The organism is Amycolatopsis sp. TRM77291, assembly GCF_054166285.1.
The window spans coordinates 9,003,787-9,020,305 of the sequence record NZ_JBSZHF010000001.1 but is presented as its reverse complement, the minus strand read 5'-3'; the positions used below and the strand labels follow the sequence as shown (position 1 = coordinate 9,020,305).

Annotated in this window: 13 protein-coding genes; 5 read left to right on the top strand and 8 right to left on the bottom strand. The window is 69.6% G+C overall.

Annotated features, from left to right (window positions below):
- Window positions 1–45: 45 nt before the first annotated feature.
- The 7 genes from ACXIZN_RS42475 to ACXIZN_RS42445 all read right to left on the bottom strand — a co-directional run bounded on the left by ACXIZN_RS42475 (window position 46) and on the right by ACXIZN_RS42445 (window position 6,699).
- On the bottom strand, window positions 46–651 hold the full coding sequence (locus ACXIZN_RS42475; RefSeq protein WP_026466899.1) for a GTP-binding protein: 606 nt from the start codon (window positions 649–651) through the stop codon (window positions 46–48).
- On the bottom strand, window positions 632–1,003 hold the full coding sequence (locus tag ACXIZN_RS42470) for a DUF742 domain-containing protein (protein WP_034315285.1): 372 nt from the start codon (window positions 1,001–1,003) through the stop codon (window positions 632–634). Before ACXIZN_RS42470 ends, ACXIZN_RS42475 begins: the two co-directional genes overlap by 20 nt.
- Window positions 1,000–1,410 carry a roadblock/LC7 domain-containing protein gene (locus ACXIZN_RS42465; protein ID WP_016336740.1) on the bottom strand — a complete coding sequence of 137 codons (411 nt, stop codon included), beginning with the start codon at window positions 1,408–1,410 and terminating at the stop codon, window positions 1,000–1,002. The genes ACXIZN_RS42470 and ACXIZN_RS42465 overlap by 4 nt, the downstream gene beginning before the upstream one ends.
- Window positions 1,411–3,912, bottom strand: coding sequence for a nitrate- and nitrite sensing domain-containing protein (locus tag ACXIZN_RS42460; protein WP_457960350.1), 2,502 nt, complete (start codon window positions 3,910–3,912; stop codon window positions 1,411–1,413).
- Window positions 3,913–4,285: 373 nt separating this feature from the next.
- On the bottom strand, window positions 4,286–4,636 hold the full coding sequence (locus tag ACXIZN_RS42455) for a hypothetical protein (RefSeq protein WP_457960348.1): 351 nt from the start codon (window positions 4,634–4,636) through the stop codon (window positions 4,286–4,288).
- A 253-nt stretch (window positions 4,637–4,889) separates the two neighbouring features.
- Complete coding sequence (locus ACXIZN_RS42450; protein ID WP_457960347.1) at window positions 4,890–6,068, bottom strand: kynureninase; 1,179 nt, start codon at window positions 6,066–6,068, stop codon at window positions 4,890–4,892.
- Window positions 6,052–6,699, bottom strand: a complete 648-nt coding sequence (locus ACXIZN_RS42445) for a transcriptional regulator (protein WP_457960346.1) — start codon at window positions 6,697–6,699, stop codon at window positions 6,052–6,054. The genes ACXIZN_RS42450 and ACXIZN_RS42445 overlap by 17 nt, the downstream gene beginning before the upstream one ends.
- A 149-nt stretch (window positions 6,700–6,848) precedes the next feature.
- Between ACXIZN_RS42445 and ACXIZN_RS42440 the strand changes: the two genes are divergently transcribed.
- Together ACXIZN_RS42440 and ACXIZN_RS42435 are read left to right on the top strand one after the other, a co-directional pair.
- A complete protein-coding gene (locus ACXIZN_RS42440; protein ID WP_457960345.1) occupies window positions 6,849–8,714 on the top strand; it encodes an AMP-dependent synthetase/ligase in 1,866 nt (621 codons plus the stop codon).
- Window positions 8,715–8,878: 164 nt separating this feature from the next.
- On the top strand, window positions 8,879–9,535 hold the full coding sequence (locus ACXIZN_RS42435; protein ID WP_457960344.1) for a maleylpyruvate isomerase N-terminal domain-containing protein: 657 nt from the start codon (window positions 8,879–8,881) through the stop codon (window positions 9,533–9,535).
- 82 nt (window positions 9,536–9,617) lie between these two features.
- On the opposite strand, the gene ACXIZN_RS42430 is transcribed toward ACXIZN_RS42435, so the two are convergent.
- The gene (locus ACXIZN_RS42430) at window positions 9,618–10,511 is read right to left on the bottom strand and encodes an SDR family NAD(P)-dependent oxidoreductase (protein ID WP_457960343.1); all 894 of its coding nucleotides are present in this window, start codon (window positions 10,509–10,511) and stop codon (window positions 9,618–9,620) included.
- Between the two features lie 371 nt (window positions 10,512–10,882).
- Here ACXIZN_RS42430 and ACXIZN_RS42425 point away from each other — a divergent pair, with 371 nt between their 5' ends.
- The 3 genes from ACXIZN_RS42425 to ACXIZN_RS42415 all read left to right on the top strand — a co-directional run bounded on the left by ACXIZN_RS42425 (window position 10,883) and on the right by ACXIZN_RS42415 (window position 16,244).
- Window positions 10,883–12,097: an MFS transporter gene (locus tag ACXIZN_RS42425; protein ID WP_457960342.1), complete on the top strand. Its 1,215-nt coding sequence runs from the start codon at window positions 10,883–10,885 to the stop codon at window positions 12,095–12,097.
- A 428-nt stretch (window positions 12,098–12,525) separates the two neighbouring features.
- A complete protein-coding gene (locus ACXIZN_RS42420; RefSeq protein ID WP_457960341.1) occupies window positions 12,526–13,977 on the top strand; it encodes a GGDEF domain-containing protein in 1,452 nt (483 codons plus the stop codon).
- A gap of 89 nt (window positions 13,978–14,066) precedes the next feature.
- Window positions 14,067–16,244, top strand: coding sequence for a phospholipase A2 (locus ACXIZN_RS42415; protein ID WP_457960339.1), 2,178 nt, complete (start codon window positions 14,067–14,069; stop codon window positions 16,242–16,244).
- The last annotated feature ends 275 nt before the right edge of the window (window positions 16,245–16,519 follow it).

The following is a 16,519-nucleotide window of genomic DNA, read 5'->3' as shown; positions in this document are numbered from 1 at the left end:
TCCCTCGGCTGAGCCGAGGGAAGGGGGCCTTCACGCGCGAAAACGTCAGCGGCCCTGCGGCAAGCCGGCGGCCAGATCCGACAGCGCCAGCACGTGCTCCATCAGCACGGTCAGCACCTGCTTCGTCGACTCGCGTTCCCGCGCGTCGCACAGCAGCAGCGGGACGTCCATGCCGACGTCGAGCGCCTGCCGGACCTCCTCGGTGCCGTACCGATAGGCGTTGTCGAAGCAGTTGACGGCGACGACGAACGGCAGCCCGCGGCGCTCGAAGAAGTCCACGGCCGCGAAGCAGCTGTCGAGCCGCCGGGTGTCGGCCAGCACGACGGCGCCCAGCGCGCCTTCGGCCAGTTCGTCCCACATGAACCAGAACCGGTCCTGGCCCGGCGTGCCGAACAGATACAGGATCAGCTCGGGGTTGATGGTGATGCGGCCGAAGTCGAGGGCCACCGTGGTGGTCGTCTTCTTCTCGACACCGGTGAGGTCGTCGACGCCCTCGGACGCCGCGGTGATGACCTCCTCGGTGCGCAGCGGGGGAACCTCGCTGACCGAACCGACCATCGTGGTCTTACCGACCCCGAACCCGCCGGCGATGAGGACCTTGACCGCGTTCGCGGTCAAGGATCGCCGGGGCTCAGAGTTTCCGGATGCCATCAAGAACCGCCTGGAGTACGTGTTTGTTGGGGGTGTCGGTCACCGGGGTCGCGGTGCGGAACAGCACGAGGTTCTGTTCGATGAGGTCGCTCAGCAGCACCTTCACCACCGGCAGCGGCAGGTCTATGCGCGCGGCGACCTCCGCGACGGAGGTCGGTCTCTGGCACAGGTTGAGGATGCGCCCGTACTCCGGCTCGAAGCCCGCCACCTCCTGCGAGGAGCGCATGGCGACCACCAGGGTGATCAGGTCGAGGCCGATCGTGTCCGAGCGGGTGCGCCCGCCCGTGACGGCGTACGACCGGACCAGCGGCCCGGCCTCCTCCTCGAACCACGACTCGTGCCGCCCGCTCATGGCGACGTGGGAGTCGCGGCGCGGGGCGCCGAAGTGAGCACCGCGCCGACCCGCTTGACCATCAGGTTCATCTCGTAGGCCACGAGGCCCATGTCCGCGTCCTCCTTCGCCAGCAGCGCGAGGCACGCACCGCGGCCGGCCGCGGTGACGAACAGGAAGGCGTGGTCCATCTCGACCATGGTCTGGCGGACGTTGCCGCCGCCGAAGTGCCGTCCCGTGCCCCGAGCGAGGCTCTGGAACGCCGACGCGACCGCGGACAGGTGTTCGCCGTCCTGCTCCGACAGGTTCCCGGACCGTCCGATGAGCAGGCCGTCGGAGGACAGGACTACCGCCCTGTCGGCACCGGCGACACGCTTGACCAGGTCATCCAGCAACCAGTCGAGTTCACTGACTCCCGCGTTGGCCATCTAGTCACGATCTCCGTACATGTCGAGGTCGGTGTAATCGTCGGTCGGTTCGGTGTCCCGCGCGCGGCGTGTGCCCTGCTGGAACGCGGCGAGCCGGTTCCTCGCCAGCTCGGGGGTGTCCTCGCGGACCTCCTCGCGCTGGGCGGCGGCGGGCCGGTCCTCCATCAGCTGGGGGACCAGGTTCGCCTGGCGGCGGCGCTGCGGCAGCGGTGGCCTGCCGGGCGCCTCGGGGCCGGGCCGCCGGGTCTGCGGCGGGCGGCCGTCCTGCGGCCGGGTGTCGGCGGGCGGCCACGCCGGCGGCTGCACCGGCTGCGGACGTCCCTCGGCACGCACGGGCTCGGGGCGGATCGGCTCGGGACGAGGCGTCTCCGGCCGAGGCACTCGCGGCGGGCGCGGGGGCAGCGGCGGCAACGCGCCACCGGGCTGCTCCGGGGCCTGCTGCTGAGGCTGCGGCGCGACCGGCATCGGCACGGGCAACTCGGGCCGCTCCGCGGGGATCTCGGTGCGGTGGCGGGCACGACGGCCCGGAAGCAGCGGCGCGGCTTCCGGCACATCGGTGCTCTCGGGGTCCACCTCGTCCTCCGGCTGATCAGACGGGACCGGCGCGAGCAGGTCGGTGCGGACGAGCACGATGGCCCTGGTGCCGCCGTACGCGGATTCGCGCAGGTGCACGGAGATCCCGTGCCGTGCGGCGAGGCGCGCGACCACGAACAGGCCCAGCCGTGGCTCGGCTGACAGGGCCATGATGCCGAAGTCCGGCGGATCGGCCAACATCGCGTTCAGCTCGGCGGCCTGCTCGGGCTCGATACCGAGCCCCTGGTCCTCGACCTCGATCACGACGCCCTTGCCGACCACGTTGCCCCGCAGCTCGACGCGCGACTGCGGCGGCGAGAAGGAGGTCGCGTTGTCGATCAGCTCGGCGAGCAGGTGCACGAGGTCGCCGACGACCGGGCCCTGCACCGCCATCGCGGGCATCTTCGCCGTCTTCACCCTGGCGAAGTCCTCGGTCTCGGCCGAGGCGCCGCGGGTCAGCTCGGCCAGCGTCACCGGCTTGCGCCACTGACGGCCGGGCTGCCCGCCACCGAGGATGATCAGGTTCTCCGCGTTGCGGCGGGCACGGGTGGAGAGGTGGTCCAGCTGGAAGAGCGTCTCCAGCTGCTCCGGGTCCTCCTGCTTGCGCTCGGCCTGGTCGAGCACCTTGAGCTGGCGGTGCACGATGACCTGGCTGCGGTGCGCGATGTTGAGGAACACCGTCTTGGTGCCTTCACGGGTCCTGGCCTCTTCGACGGCGGCCGCGATGGCGGTCTGCTGCGCCTTGTTGAAGGCCTCGGCGACCTGGCCGATCTCGTCGTCGCCGTGGTCGAGGAAGTGTCCCTTGTCGTCGAGGTCGACGGGTTCGCCCGCCCGCACGCGGTCCACCAGTTCGGGCAGCCGGATCTCGGCGACGTCGAGGGTGTCCTCGCGCAGCCGCGCCAGCCGTCCGATGAGCCGGTTGGACAGCCGCAGGGCGACGACGAACACGGCGATCGCCACCAGCAGCGCGATGGCCGCGGCGATGGCCGACGTGATCAGCGTCCGGTCGGCGTCGTCGACCGCCTGCGTCGTGGCCGTACCACTCTGCTCGACGAAGCCGCGCATCATCGCGTCGCTGACGCCGCGCGCGGCCTGAAGCCACGTCTGCTCGGGGATGGGGAGCGTGGCCTTGCTGTTCTGCAGGAAGGTGTTCTCGACCGTGGTGACGGCCTTCCACGGATCGCTCGCGACGAGCTGGTCGAACTTCGCCTTGACGTCCGGGATCATCCGCGAGACCGACGACTCGAGCTGCGAACGGTAGGAACCGACCTCGGTCACGTAGGCGCGATAGGTCTCGTCGGTGAAGCCGCCGCCCGCGACGGCCGCGGCGGCGAGGGCGTTCGCGCGCTGCATCTGGTCGATGGCGGTGAACAACGGGACCGCGGTGATCCGCTGGTAGGCGTTCTCGGCGTTCGGCGCGTCCTGGGCAAGCCCGGTGAGACCCTCGACGAACTGGTCGAGGATCTGGTTGTAGTAGGTGAAGGCGTCCAGCAGCGGGAGCTGGCCGGAGTCGGCCGACTGCCGGATCTGCGGCGCCTTCTGGAGAAGCCCGTTCAGCGTGGCGATGTTGCGCTGCACGCTGTCCGGCGAGTCGCCGACGAACTTCTGCAGATGCGTGGCGACACCCTGTGCGGCGGCGTCGGTCTTGGCGCGCTGCTCGACGAGCGTGGCGTGCTGCGCCCGGTCGCCGGCGAGCTCGCGCAGGGTCAGGCGCCGCTCTTCCTGCACCTGGACGAAGAAGGGGAGAGCGGGGGCTTCCGAGTCACGGATCCGCTGCGCGTAGTCACGGCCGTCGACCGCGTCGAAGATGAGGTACCCGCCGATCGCCAGACCGACCAGCATCAGCGCGATGCTCGGAATGAGCGCGATCGCCAGAACGCGCGAACGAATCGAAGAGCCGCGGCCTCGTCGAAGGGAAATCTGCTTCACCGTGGTCCGTTTTCCTTCCGGCAGTTTTTGGTGTCGGGTCGCCGGGGATCTCATACCCGCGGGATCCGATAGCCGGATCAACACAGCGTGGTCCGCTCCGCCCGCGAAGACGCTAGGAGACCCAAACGGGTGAGTCAAGCCCAGACGCGAAGGGTAGTCGCGTATGGCCGTGACCTGCTGACAAGAGGCAGCCGGACCAGGAAAGTCCACCACGTGGGACAGGGCACCCGGCCAAGTGACTCACCAGTAGGTCACCTGGCGGTTTACCGCAGGCAGCGGCTTGATCGTCACTCTTCGGATTCGATCAAGTCACACCTCGCGGGCGCCGCGGCCCGGCCGGAAAACCGGCGAAAACTACTCGCCGTGACGTCGCTCACGCTTTCGGACCAGAGCTCCACATACCGTTCGGTTTGCGAACGACATCACCCCGGAGCAACGCCGTCGTAACGCCCTTCGCGCCACGAAATCGAGAATTTCCGCCGCCAATTGCCGTCGATTCGGCGAAATGATCTTCGTCGGACGCGCCGAGCTCGTCGTCGAGGAGCGCGTCGACCCTCCCGGAGGCGTCGCGAAGGAGGCGGGTGCCCGCCCAGCACAAGGTCGCCACCCCGCAGATCAGGATCACGACGAGAGCGGTCTCCACCGGATACCGTGCACCGAATTCGTTGAGCAGAAATCCGGAGGCGGCACCGGAAACGGCGATGGCGACATAGGTGAACGACATGATCCCCTCCCTCTCCCGGCGCCCTGGCCCGCGCCTCGCCGGTAAGACGGGCGACGCGGGTTTTCCTTACGCCACAGGGGAAGGATCTACGTCACACACGCGGCGAGCGAAGGTCGAGATTAACAGCGGATTCGCGAAAGATCGCGCGTCCTCCCCCGCCGGGGCGAGGCGATCACCTATTTGCCACGGATTCCCGAATGAGTTTCACCCTTTTCTCCACGCCCAGTGTGCCGAGGTGAGCGACCTTCGAAAATCATCGAAGTTCCCGCAGTGTCGTCACGGCGCGAAGCACCTCGCCGTAGGTGGTGTAGAGCGGCGCGAGCCCGAATCGCAGGACATTGGGCGGGCGGTAGTCGCCGATCACTCCGCGGTCGATCAAGGCCGCCATCGTCTTGGCCGCGTCGTCGTCGACGACGGAGATCTGGTGGCCTCGATCCTCACCGCGCGGAGTCCGGATCGTCGCGCCGTCCAGGAGCTCGTCCGCGCATCGGAAGAAGAAGTCGCCGAGCGCGAGGCCCTTCTTCCTGAGCGCTACGCGGTCCACGTCGTCCCAGACGTCGAGGGCCGCGTCCAGCGCCAGGAGCGACAGGATGTCGGGCGTGCCCGCGCGGCCCCGCGCGATACCCGCGTCCGCCTCGTACGCGCCACGCATCGCGAACGGATCGCGGTCGCCGGCCCAGCCCGCCAGCGGCTGGTCGAACCTGTCCAGCCACTTCGTTGCCACGTAAAGGAAAGCGGGCGCACCGGGGCCGCCGTTGAGGAATTTGTAGGTGCAGCCGACGGCGAGGTCCACATCCGCCGCGTCGAGTTCGACGGGCAGCGCGCCGACGCTGTGGCAGAGGTCCCAGAGCGCCAGCGCACCGGCGCGATGCAACGCCGCGGTCAGCCCGGCCATGTCGTGGGCGCGCCCGGTGATGTAGTCGACGTGGTTGATCAGCGCGACGGCCGTCCGCTCGCTCACCTGGGCGGGCATGTCCTCGGCGACGACCCGGCGCACCGTGCGCCCGGTCAGCCGGGCGACCTCGTCGGCGATGTAGCCGTCGGTCGGGAAGGTGTCCGCGTCGACGAGGATCTCGTCGCGGCCTGGCCGGAGGCGGGTCGCGGCGACCAGCGCCTTGAACAGGTTCACGCTGGTCGAATCCGCCACGACGAGCTGCCCCGGCGCGGCTCCCACCAGCGGCGCGATCCGCTCGCCGACCCGCACCGGAGCCTCCCACCAGCCCTCCGACCAGGACCGGATCAGCCGCCCGCCCCACTGCTCGCGGACGACCGCGGCGACGCGTTCGGCCACGTGCTTCGGCGGGGCACCCAGCGAGTTGCCGTCGAAATAGGCGACACCGGCGTCGAGGTCGAATTCGCTTCGCTTGTGCGCCAAGGGATCGGCCGCGTCCAGCGCCGCGGCCTCCGCTACGAGGTCAGTCACGGCGACCATCGTCGGCGAGAGTGTTCCAGAAGTCCAGTTCGTACGCCTGGAACAGCCGCGCGTGGGTCCGAGCGTCCTTTTCGGACAGAACACCGGCGTCGAGCGCGGCCTGCACGGCTCGGACGGCGAGCTCTTCGAGGTCCGGCGACGGCGTGCCGAAGAAGTCGAAGAAGGCGCACGCCTCGTCGTCGAAGCCATAGCGCTCACGCATCGCGGCGGCGATCGCGGCGCAGTACCGGCCGAAGGCGGCGAAGTTGGCGACGATCGCCACGATGACGTCCGCCGGCTCGCCGTTGAGCGCGAGCCAGGCGACGAACGCCGGGTACGCCTGGCATCCCGCGCGCGGCTCGAAGCCGGGCCGCTCCTCGGCGAGCGTCGCCAGTTTGCCGAGCGCCAGCCCCTCCCCCGAAGCCAGGGCCGCGAAGAACTCCCGCGCCCGCTGCTCCTGGGAACGCGACGCGAGGTGGAGGAAACTGCGCCAGTCGCTGCGGACGATCCGGTACTCCTCCGCGGCGATCGCGGCGAAGACCTCGCGCGGCGCCTCGCCAGCCTCGACCAGCGGGACGAGCCTGTTCTCGTCGTCGCGGGGCGCGAGTTCCGCCTGGACCGCGTCGATCAACTCGCGTGCCGAAACGGTCATCGCCGGGGCTCCTCCTGGTGCGGGACTGACGCGGTGGAAACGGAAAAGGTGGACATTTCGCGACTCACGACCGTGGCCGCGATTCTCTATCCAGCACTGCCGACAGCCCTTACAGTGTGCCTGATCAGGCAGCATCGAGGAGGCCAGCGTTGACCACCCAGCCGACCGTCGCCGAGCAGATCGAAGGCCAGACCATCCCCGCCCTGCTTCACCGCAACGCCCAGGAGTTCGGTGACCTGCCGGCGGTCACGTCACTCGACATCGAGGGCAAACCGACCCTGAACTGGGCCGAATTCCGCACCGCCATCGCTGAGGTGTCCCGAGGACTCGCCGGGCTGGGGCTCGGCGTCCGCGACCGGATGCTGATCATGGCGCCGAGCAGTCCGGACCACCTCATCGCCGATCTCGCCGCGGCCCATCTCGGCGCGATCCCCTGCACCGCGTACGCGACGCTCAGCCCGGAGCAGATCGGGTTCGTCGCCCGGCACAGCGCCGCCGGCGTCGTCGTCCTCGCCGGTGCCGACGAACTCGCCCGCTGGTCTCAGGTCCTCGACGATCTGCCCGCGCTGCGGCACGTCGTCATGCTCGACGCGTCCGTGGTCCCCAAGGACGACAAGCGGTTCCTGTCGTTCGCCGACCTGCGCGCGGCGGGCGCCGAGGCGCACGCGGCCGACCCGCAGGCGTTCGAGACCGCGTGGTCCGCGATCACCCCGGACGATCCGCTGTCGATGATCTACACGTCCGGCACCACCGGCGACCCCAAGGGTGTCGTGCTGTCGCACCGCAACGCGATCTACCAGGCCGTCGCCGTCCAGAAGCTGCACGACTCCCCGATGCACGCCACGAACATCGCGTACCTGCCGCTCGCGCATATCGCCGAACGCGAACTGTCGATCTACATGCCGATCGTGTGGGCCGGGCACGTGCACACCGTCGCCGACCCGACCGGTGTCGTCGGCGCGCTCGGCCAGGTGCACCCGAAGAGCTTCTTCGGCGTCCCGCGCGTGTGGGAAAAGATGGTGGCCGGCCTCAAGAACCTGCTCGGCTCGCTGCCGGAGGAGAAGCGGAACGGCCTGATCGCCGCGAACGAACTGCTGCAGCAGGGCTACAAACTGCGCAGCGACGGCAAAGAGGTGCCGCCGGAGCTCGCGGAGAAGATCGCGCAGACCGACGCGGCCGCGCTCGCGCCGGTGCGGGCGATGCTGGGCCTCGACCAGATCGAGGTCGCCTCCAGCGGTGCCGCCGCGCTGCCGGTGGAGATCCTGTACTTCATCGCCGGGCTCGGCGTCGAGATCCAGGAGGTCTGGGGGCTGTCCGAGACCACCGGCGCGGTCACCTCGAACACGCCGTCGGCGTTCAAGGCCGGTTCGGTCGGCCGCCCGCTGGAAGGTATCGAGGTGAAGGTCGCCGAAGACGGCGAACTCCTCGTCCGCGGCGCGATCGTGTTCCTCGGCTACCTGCAGGCGGACGGCACGATCAAACCGGACGTCGACGCCGACGGCTGGCTGGCCACCGGCGACATCGGGACGATCGACGAACGCGGCTTCGTCACGATCACCGACCGCAAGAAGGAACTGATCATCACTTCGAGCGGCAAGAACATCGCCCCGACGAAGATCGAAGGCCTCCTCAAGGAACACCCGCTGATCGGGCAGGCCGTCGCGATCGGCGAGAAACGGCCGTACGTCACGGCCCTGATCGTCGTCGACGACGAGATCGCGCCGGGCTGGGCGACCGCGAACGGCATCCAGCTCGCGGAAGGCGAATCGCTCGCCGACAACGCGGAGGTCCGCGCGGAGATCGAGAAGGCCGTCGAGGCGGCGAACGCGCGGCTGGCCAGGATCGAGCAGATCAAGCGGTACCACGTGATCCCCAAGGCGTGGACGCCGGAAACCGGCGAGGTCACCCCGACCCTGAAGCTGAAGCGGCGGATCATCAACGACCGGTACGCGCCGACGATCGCGGATCTGTACGCGGCCTCCGCTCCGGAACCCGCCCCCGCCGCCGGTTCCTGAGCCGTATCACTCGTGATTGGAGGCGTAACTCGCGTGATTGGAGGCGTAACACGCGAGTTACGCCTCCAAGCACGTGAGTTACGTCTTCAAGCACGCGAATCACGTCTTCGAGCACGGGACGAAAGGAGTCGCGAGCGGTGAGGGGCCGCTGCTAACTTGCCGCCGTGGATCTCTTCTCCCGCTCCTGGGCGGCGTTGCTTGCCGCCGTCGCCGAAACCCCCGACGAAGACTTCGCCAAGCCGTCCGGCTGCGCCGGCTGGCTGGTGCGGGACCTGGTGTGTCACCTGGTGATCGACGCCCAGGACGTCCTGATCACCCTCGCCACGCCCGCCGAGACGGAACCCACGCGCGACGCGGTCACCTACTGGGAGATCGCCGAGAAGCCGCCCACCGGCGAGGACGACCTCGACGCGCTGATCGTGCGGCTCGCCGCCGCCTACCAGGAGCCGCGGCTGCTCAAGTTCCACCTCGACGACGTCGGTTCCGCCGCGGGCCGGGCCGCCGGCCTCGCCGACCCGGCGACGCGGGTCGCCACCCGCGACATCGTCCTGACCGCAGGCGACTTCCTCGCCGCGTACGTCCTGGAGTGGACGCTGCATCACCTCGATCTGGTCGCGTATCTCCCGCACCTCGACGGCCCCGCCGCCGACAGCCTCGCCAGGACGCGGCAGATCCTGGAGCAGCGCACCGGCGAGACGTTCCCGGCGTCGTTCTCCGACACGGACGCGCTGCTGGTCGGCACCGGACGCCGTCAGCCGACGGCCGCCGAGAAGGCCGAACTCGGCGGCCTGGCCGCGAAACTGCCGTTCGCAGTCGGCTGATCCGGACGCCACGCGTGACTGGACGGACGGCACGGCCGTGTCGTCCGGCTGATCACGCGTGTCGTCCAGCTGATCACACGAGTCACGCGGTCCGGGTCGACTCCGTCCACTTGCGCAGCCGCGGCGGGACACGCTTTTCGAGGCCGTAGTTCTCCAGGTGCGCGCTGAAGACCTCGTCGAAGGCGCGCTGCACGGTCTCGGTGTCCCACACCGGCCGCTCGAGAATGGGCTGCTTCAGGTACGGCTGCCCCATCACGTGCAGCTGCGGCCCGTTGCAGCGGATCATCTGCCCGGTGATGCCGTCGGATCCGGGGCCGAGCAGGAACAGCACGACGGGCGCGATCCTCGATGGCGTCCGGTCCGGCGGGCAGGCCCGCAGCGACCGTTCGGACTTCCACACCATCCGGGTGTGCGCGAGCGGGCAGACCGCGTTCACCCGGATCCCGCTCTCCTCCAGGTCGAGCGCCCACGAGTAGGTCAGCGAGGCGACGGCGCCTTTGCTGGCGGCGTACACGCCGAGCTTGCGCTGCCCGAGCGATGCCCCCGACGAGATGTTGACGATCGACCCGGGCTTGCCCCGCGCCACCATCGCCTTGATCGCGGCGAGCCCGGTGTACATGACGCCGAGGACGTTCACCTCGACCAGCTCGCGGGCCTGCTCGACGTCGTCCTCCCACGGCAGCGCCTCGTAGTTCAGGCCCGCGTTGTTGACCAGCCCGTCGATCGCGCCGAACTCGGCGAGGCACAGGTCGACGATCTCCTGTGCCTGCTTCGGGTCGGCGACGCTGTGCCCGCTGGCGACCGCCCTGCCCCCGAACCGGCGGATGTTCTCCGTCGTCCGTTCGGCCAGTCCGGCGTCGATGTCGTTGACCACGACGGCCCCGCCCGCCCTCGCGACGTGCACCGCGAACGCCTCGCCGAGGCCCCGTCCCGCCCCGGTCACGACGACGGCCTTGTCGTCGAGCAAACCGTTCATCGCCTTCACCCCTTTGACCCAGCCGGCCTCCACCTCCAGGCCGGTCTCTACTCAGTGTTGGCCCATTCGGCCCAACCGGACCGCCGTCGGCGGCGAACGGCGGCCCGGCTGCGCCGAGCGAGGGCGGGGCGATCGGCGCGCAGATACCCGCGGGCGAGTCAGGCCGTCGTCACCCACCGGTCGGACGGCGTAGCCCGATCAGCTCAACAGGCGGAGGATTCGGCCGTCTTCCGCTCGTCTCCCTGTAGCCGGAGGCATACTGAACGTTGTCCGGCGGGACGACAACTGTGACTCCCTCGTCGACCGCGTACCACGGCAGGCAAGAATGCGAGGGACGGAAGTTCACCCGATCGGGGGGAGGTGGTCACGCAGTGAAGACGAACGCGGCGCCGCGGATGACCGCCGCCCTGGCGAACCGCGAGTTCCGCGCACTCTGGCTCGCCGAGGTGCAGTCCCTCATCGGGGACCAGCTCACCATCGTCGCGCTGGCGATCCTCGTCTACGACCGGACGGGTTCCGCGCTGCTTTCCGCGGTGGTCTACTCCCTGACCTTCCTGCCCGCGCTGGCCGGCGGTCTCGGCCTCTCCCAGCTGGCCGACCGCTACCCGAGGCGCACCGTCCTCGTCGTCTCGTCCCTGATCCAAGGCGTGCTGATCGCGATCATGGCGATCCCCGGCACCCCGCTCGCCCTGCTGTGCGGGCTGGTGGTGCTGGCACGGCTCGTGAACGCTCCCGGCAACGCGGCACAGAACGCGCTCACCCGCGAGGTGTTCACCGACGACGACCTCTATCTCAAGAGCCAGGACATCAGGGGTATCTCGACCAACACCGCCATGCTGCTCGGCCTGGCGGGCGGCGGCCTGCTGGTGTCGCAGGTCGGGGTGAGCTGGGCTCTGGCGCTGGACGCCGCGACGTTCCTGCTGAGCGCGGCCGTGGTCCGCTTCTCGGTCTCCCGGCGGGCGGCGGCGTCCGACGGCACCGGCAGCTGGTTCGGCGCGGTGAAGCAGGTTTTCGGCAACCGTCACCTGCGGGTGCTGGTCTGGTTCTCGTGGCTGGTCGGCCTGGCCGTCGTCCCCGAGGGGCTCGCCGCGCCGCTCGCCGCGGAGATGGGTGTGGGGAAACAGGCCGTCGGCTGGCTGCTGGCCGCCGATCCGCTGGGCTTCGTCATCGGGGCGTTCCTGCTGTCCCGGTTCGTCTCGGCGGAACAACGACGGAAGCTGCTCGGCGTGCTGGCGGCACTACCGATGGTCGCCCTGATCGCCTTCGCGCTCCAACCCGGGCTCATCCCGGCGTTGCTCCTGCTGGCGGCGGCGGGTGCCGCGGGGGCGTACCTGATCACGGTGAGCGCCACGTTCATCACCTGGGTCCCGAACGAGCTCAGGGGCGGTGCGGGTGGGGTGTACCGCACGGGGTTGCGGGTGGCTCAAGGAGTAGGGGCGGGACTCGGCGGGCTCGCCGCCGATCGGCTCGGTGCGGCGACCTCGGCCATCGCCCTGGCGGGCGTGGTCGGCCTGCTGCTGGCCGTACTGGTCGCACTCAGCTGGGGACACGTCAACGGATCCAGCCCGGAACCGCTGCCGTCATGACGAATCCACACTGGACGCCCCCTGGGGCGGCACGGCCGCCCGGCGGGTTCGTACTCGGAAATCTCGACACGACACTGCTTCGGCACCTCAGTGAAAAGAAACGGCTTCGGATCAGAAGTCACGGCTCGACACGGTCATCCACCTCCCGGCCACCTCGTTGCTGCGAACTATTACCTTGCCCGGGCTCAGAAGTCACGACTGGACACTATCCGTCACCCCTTCCGCGTCACGTCTCGAAAAACATTCAGTCACCAAGATCAGAAATCACGGGACACGATTGGCACCTCCGGTCCGTGTTCGCGGGCACCCTTGCCGGTGTCGAACAACCGATGCGATGGGATGATACCGGCCGTGGAATACGAACGGTGTATCAGTCGGTACCGGTGAGATTACTCAGCCGTGCCGTCCGCGCGGAAAAGAGGTAGCAATTGCCAGCCGAGACCGGTGACCGCCGCCAGCACGGTGACGGCACCGGCGACCTTGACGACGCGACGGCGACACCCGCCGCCCAGAGCGGTGCACCGGTGACCGAACGCGGGCAGGCGAGTCCGGAAGGTGACCGGGCCCCGCGGGAACGTCATCCCTACGATCCCAGGGCGTGGGCGCTGTGGCAGCGGCCGAAGCGATTCATCGCGTTCCTTTTCGCGATGGAGGCGGCCGGAATCGCGATCATGGTCCTCGCCACGATGAATTCCACGAATCCGGGAAGAATAGACTGGGTTCGGTTCGCGATTCTCGCGGTCGGCGCCACGGCGCATATTCAGCTCACCCAGCGGCAAGAGGAAAGACGGCGCGATCGAAGCCGTACCGTCCTCATCGACCTCACCGCGGTCTGGACATTTCCGGCCGCCGTGATCCTGCCGCTTTCGCTCACGCTTTCCATCATCGCGATCGTGCGCATCCAGCATTGGTTCATCGCCCGCCGTCCCGCGCACAACTTCGTGTTCTCGTCGGTCACCCACGGCGTTTCGGTGACACTGGCGTCGCTCACCTTCGCCGCTTTCGGGCCGCATGAATGGGGGCGGATCTCCGGCTGGGACACCCTCGGCGAGTTCGGCGTCCTGATCGTCACGGGAATGGTCTTCGAGGCGGTGCAGATCGTCTACATCGGCGGCATCCTCGCGCTCGGCTCGCCGAAGCGGCCGTCGATCTCCACCGTGCTCGGCAATGCGGCGGACAACCTGCTGGAGGCCATCACGATCGGCCTCGGCGCGGTCACCGCGGTGCTGCTGTTGATCATGCCACCGATGGTGATCGTGATGGCCGTGGTGACGGTGGTGTTCAATCGCCTCGCCGAGATCGACCAACTGCAAAACGACGCGCGGACGGACCCGAAAACCGGTGTTCTGAACATGCGCGGATGGTCGGAGTCGGCCGATCGGGCACTCGGAAGGACCGCCCGATCGGACGACAGCCTTGCTCTTCTGATGATTGATCTCGATCACTTCAAGTGGATTAACGACACATATGGACATCCGGCGGGCGACGACGTGCTCCGTGACGTTGCCCGGAAATTGGACGAGGTCACCCGGCCCGCCGACGTCATCGGCCGGTTCGGCGGCGAGGAATTCCTCGTACTCCTGCCGGATATCGACGAAACGGCGGCCAAACTCGCCGCCGAGCGAGTGCGCAGCGCCATCGCGGAACTGCATATAGTGACTACCGACAAAAGGGGCAGCCGGGTGACCATCTCCGGCCGCACCACCTCGATCGGGGCGGCTCTGTTCCCTCGTCACGGTGAATCCCTGGAGGAACTCCTGCACGCCGCCGACGCCGCCGTCTACGTGGCCAAGGAGAACGGCCGGAACCAGGTGCGCTTCGCCCAGGACGTGGACCGGCCGGCTCTCCCGCCCGCCGAAAGCTCGCATCCAGAGGACTGAACGCGCGTCACGCCATCAGGGGACCTCCAAGGAAACCCCGGGGGTTATCCGGATGTCGGCCTTGATCGGCGGATGGCACCCTGGACGCCATGCCAGCGACAGCCGAAGCCGCCGCTCGTCCTGCCCGGATCCGGCGGCCGTGGTCGACTTCGGGCTGGTTGCTGCTGGTCACCGTGCTGGTGTTCGGCTTCGGGCTGATCGCGTCACGGCCGGCCTCCCCGCCGGACCAGGGGCCACCGGCGGGTGACATCCTCGCCGCGCAGAACGCGGTCGACGCGTTGGTGCGGCCGGGCCCGGTCGAGAACGCGATCGCCGAACTACCCGCCGACTTCACCGCGGTCAGCGGGATCACGCCCGGCGTGATGACCGCACGGGACGGCACGGTGCGCGCCGTCCACTCCGACGGTGGATGCTCGGCGCCCTGGGGCGACGACAACACCAAATGGGACTACGCGGTCCCCTGCAAGGCGCACGACCTGGGCTACGACATCCTCCGCTACGCCGAACGCAAGGGGCACCCGCTCGGTCAGGAGGCCAGGGCCTCGCTCGACGACCGGCTCTCGGCCGACATGCACAACGCCTGCGTCCTCAACCCGATGGACTCGCGCGGCACCTGCGACGTCGTCGCCTCCCTCTATACCGCCGGTCTCGTCCTCAACTCCTGGCATCAGCGCTGGGGACCGCCGGTCGGCGACCCGCTCGGCCCGATGATCGCCGGCGTCCTGGTGATCGGCGCGCTGCTGGTGTTCCGCCTGCGCGGCTGGGCGCGCAATCGCCGGACCGCCGTCACACTCCCGGCCGAGCCGCGTCCGGTCGCCCCGGTCGGCCGGTGGGCGTTGCTCGGGGTCGCCGGTGTCGTCCTCATGCTGCTCGGCGAATCCGCCGTCGCGCTCGCGCACTGGGCGGGGGCGCCGGAGCGGTCGTTGTGGCCGTTCACCTGGCTCGCCCAGCTCTGCCCGCTCATCTTCTTCGCGGTCGGCCGGATCAACGAGGCGGGCTGGCGGTCGATCCGCGCGACCGGCGGCCGCTATCCGCAGTACCTCGCCGACCGGGCGAGCCCGTTGCTGCGCCCGGCGCTGATCTTCGCCGTCGTCGCGCTGGTCGTCCCCCTCGCGCTGGAGGTACTGGGGATCCCGACCGGCACGAACGCCACCGTCATGCGGATCGCGCTGCATCCGCTCTGGCTGCTCGGCGTCTTCCTGCTGACCGTCGTGCTCGCGCCGGCGTTGCTGACGCTGTACCGCCGGACGCGGACCGCCTCCGTCGCCGGACTGCTGGCCTTGACCTTGGCGAGCGAGGCCGCCGCGCAGTGGTCCGGTTCGGCCGTCCCGCGTTACACCGAGACGTTGTTCCTCGCCCTGTTCGTCCAGCAACTGGCGTTCGCCCACGCCGGCGGCGTCCGCCTGTCGCGCGGCGCCCTCGTGGCGACGGCGTTCACCGGCGCCGCCGGGCTGGGTCTCGCGGTCGCCGTCCGCGGCGAAGGGCCGATGCTGCTCGGCGGGCCCGGCGCCCCGGCGGCGCTGTCCGGCCCGCCGTGGGGCGTGCTCCTGATCGGACTGGTGCAGCTCGCGCTCCTCGGCCTGCTCGCGCGGCCGCTGGCCCGGCTCGGCGACCGTCCCGCGGTCGCCGCCACCGCCCGCCTCGTCCTGCGCGCCCCGATGAGCCTGTACCTCGGCTTCCTGTCCGCGATGCTGCTGCTCGTGGCGGTCGTCTACCTGCCGGGGCCGTTCGTGGACGGGCTCAGCTGGCTGGCCCGCCCGAGGGTCCTGCTCGCGATGGCCCTGCTGGCCGTGCCCGCCGTGCTCGTCTTCTGGTGGTTCGAGCGGCACTGGAACACTCAACTGCGTGGACCGCAGCAGCGGACGGTCGACGAACCGGGCCTGCGGGCCATGGTCTTCTGCCGCGCGGCGGCGACGGTCGGCATGGCGTACGCGATGCTCGGCGTGTTCGGGTTCGCCCTGACCCGCTTCGGCGGCGCGTCCGCCGACGCCGACCTCCTCGGGCTCCGGTTCGGCCCGGTCCAAAGCCTGGTCAACCTGTTGCTCGGGGTGTACCTGCTGCACACCGTGCGGAACGGCACCAGCCGGATGACCGGCACCTGGCTGGTGTGCGCGGTCGCGTGCGCGCCGCCCTTGATGACCGCCCTCGACGGGAAGCAGGTGAGCGCCGCCTCCGTCGCGCTGCCGGTCGCGACGATCGTCGTCGCGATGCTCGCGGCGGCCGCCACGCTGGTCCCCGCCCGCGCCGCCCGGCGTGTCCTGCCCTGACCCGCACGGCACTGACCAGGCGTTTTCCGTACCATCAAGAGGAAACCGGTGGTGCGTGCCACATCTTCGGGGGGATGTGTAATCCTGCGACAACCCGCAACAGGCACCATGCGTCCCTTGAAGAGACCGTCGGACCGGTAACGACCAGAAGGAGCAGACCGCGTGGAGTACCCGCCTCGGAATGGGCATGGGGATCGACGTCCCGCCCGGCCTAGGCAGGACGCGCCCGGACGCGTTCCTTCCCGCCCGGCCCCGCCCCGGAACGCCCGCCCGGC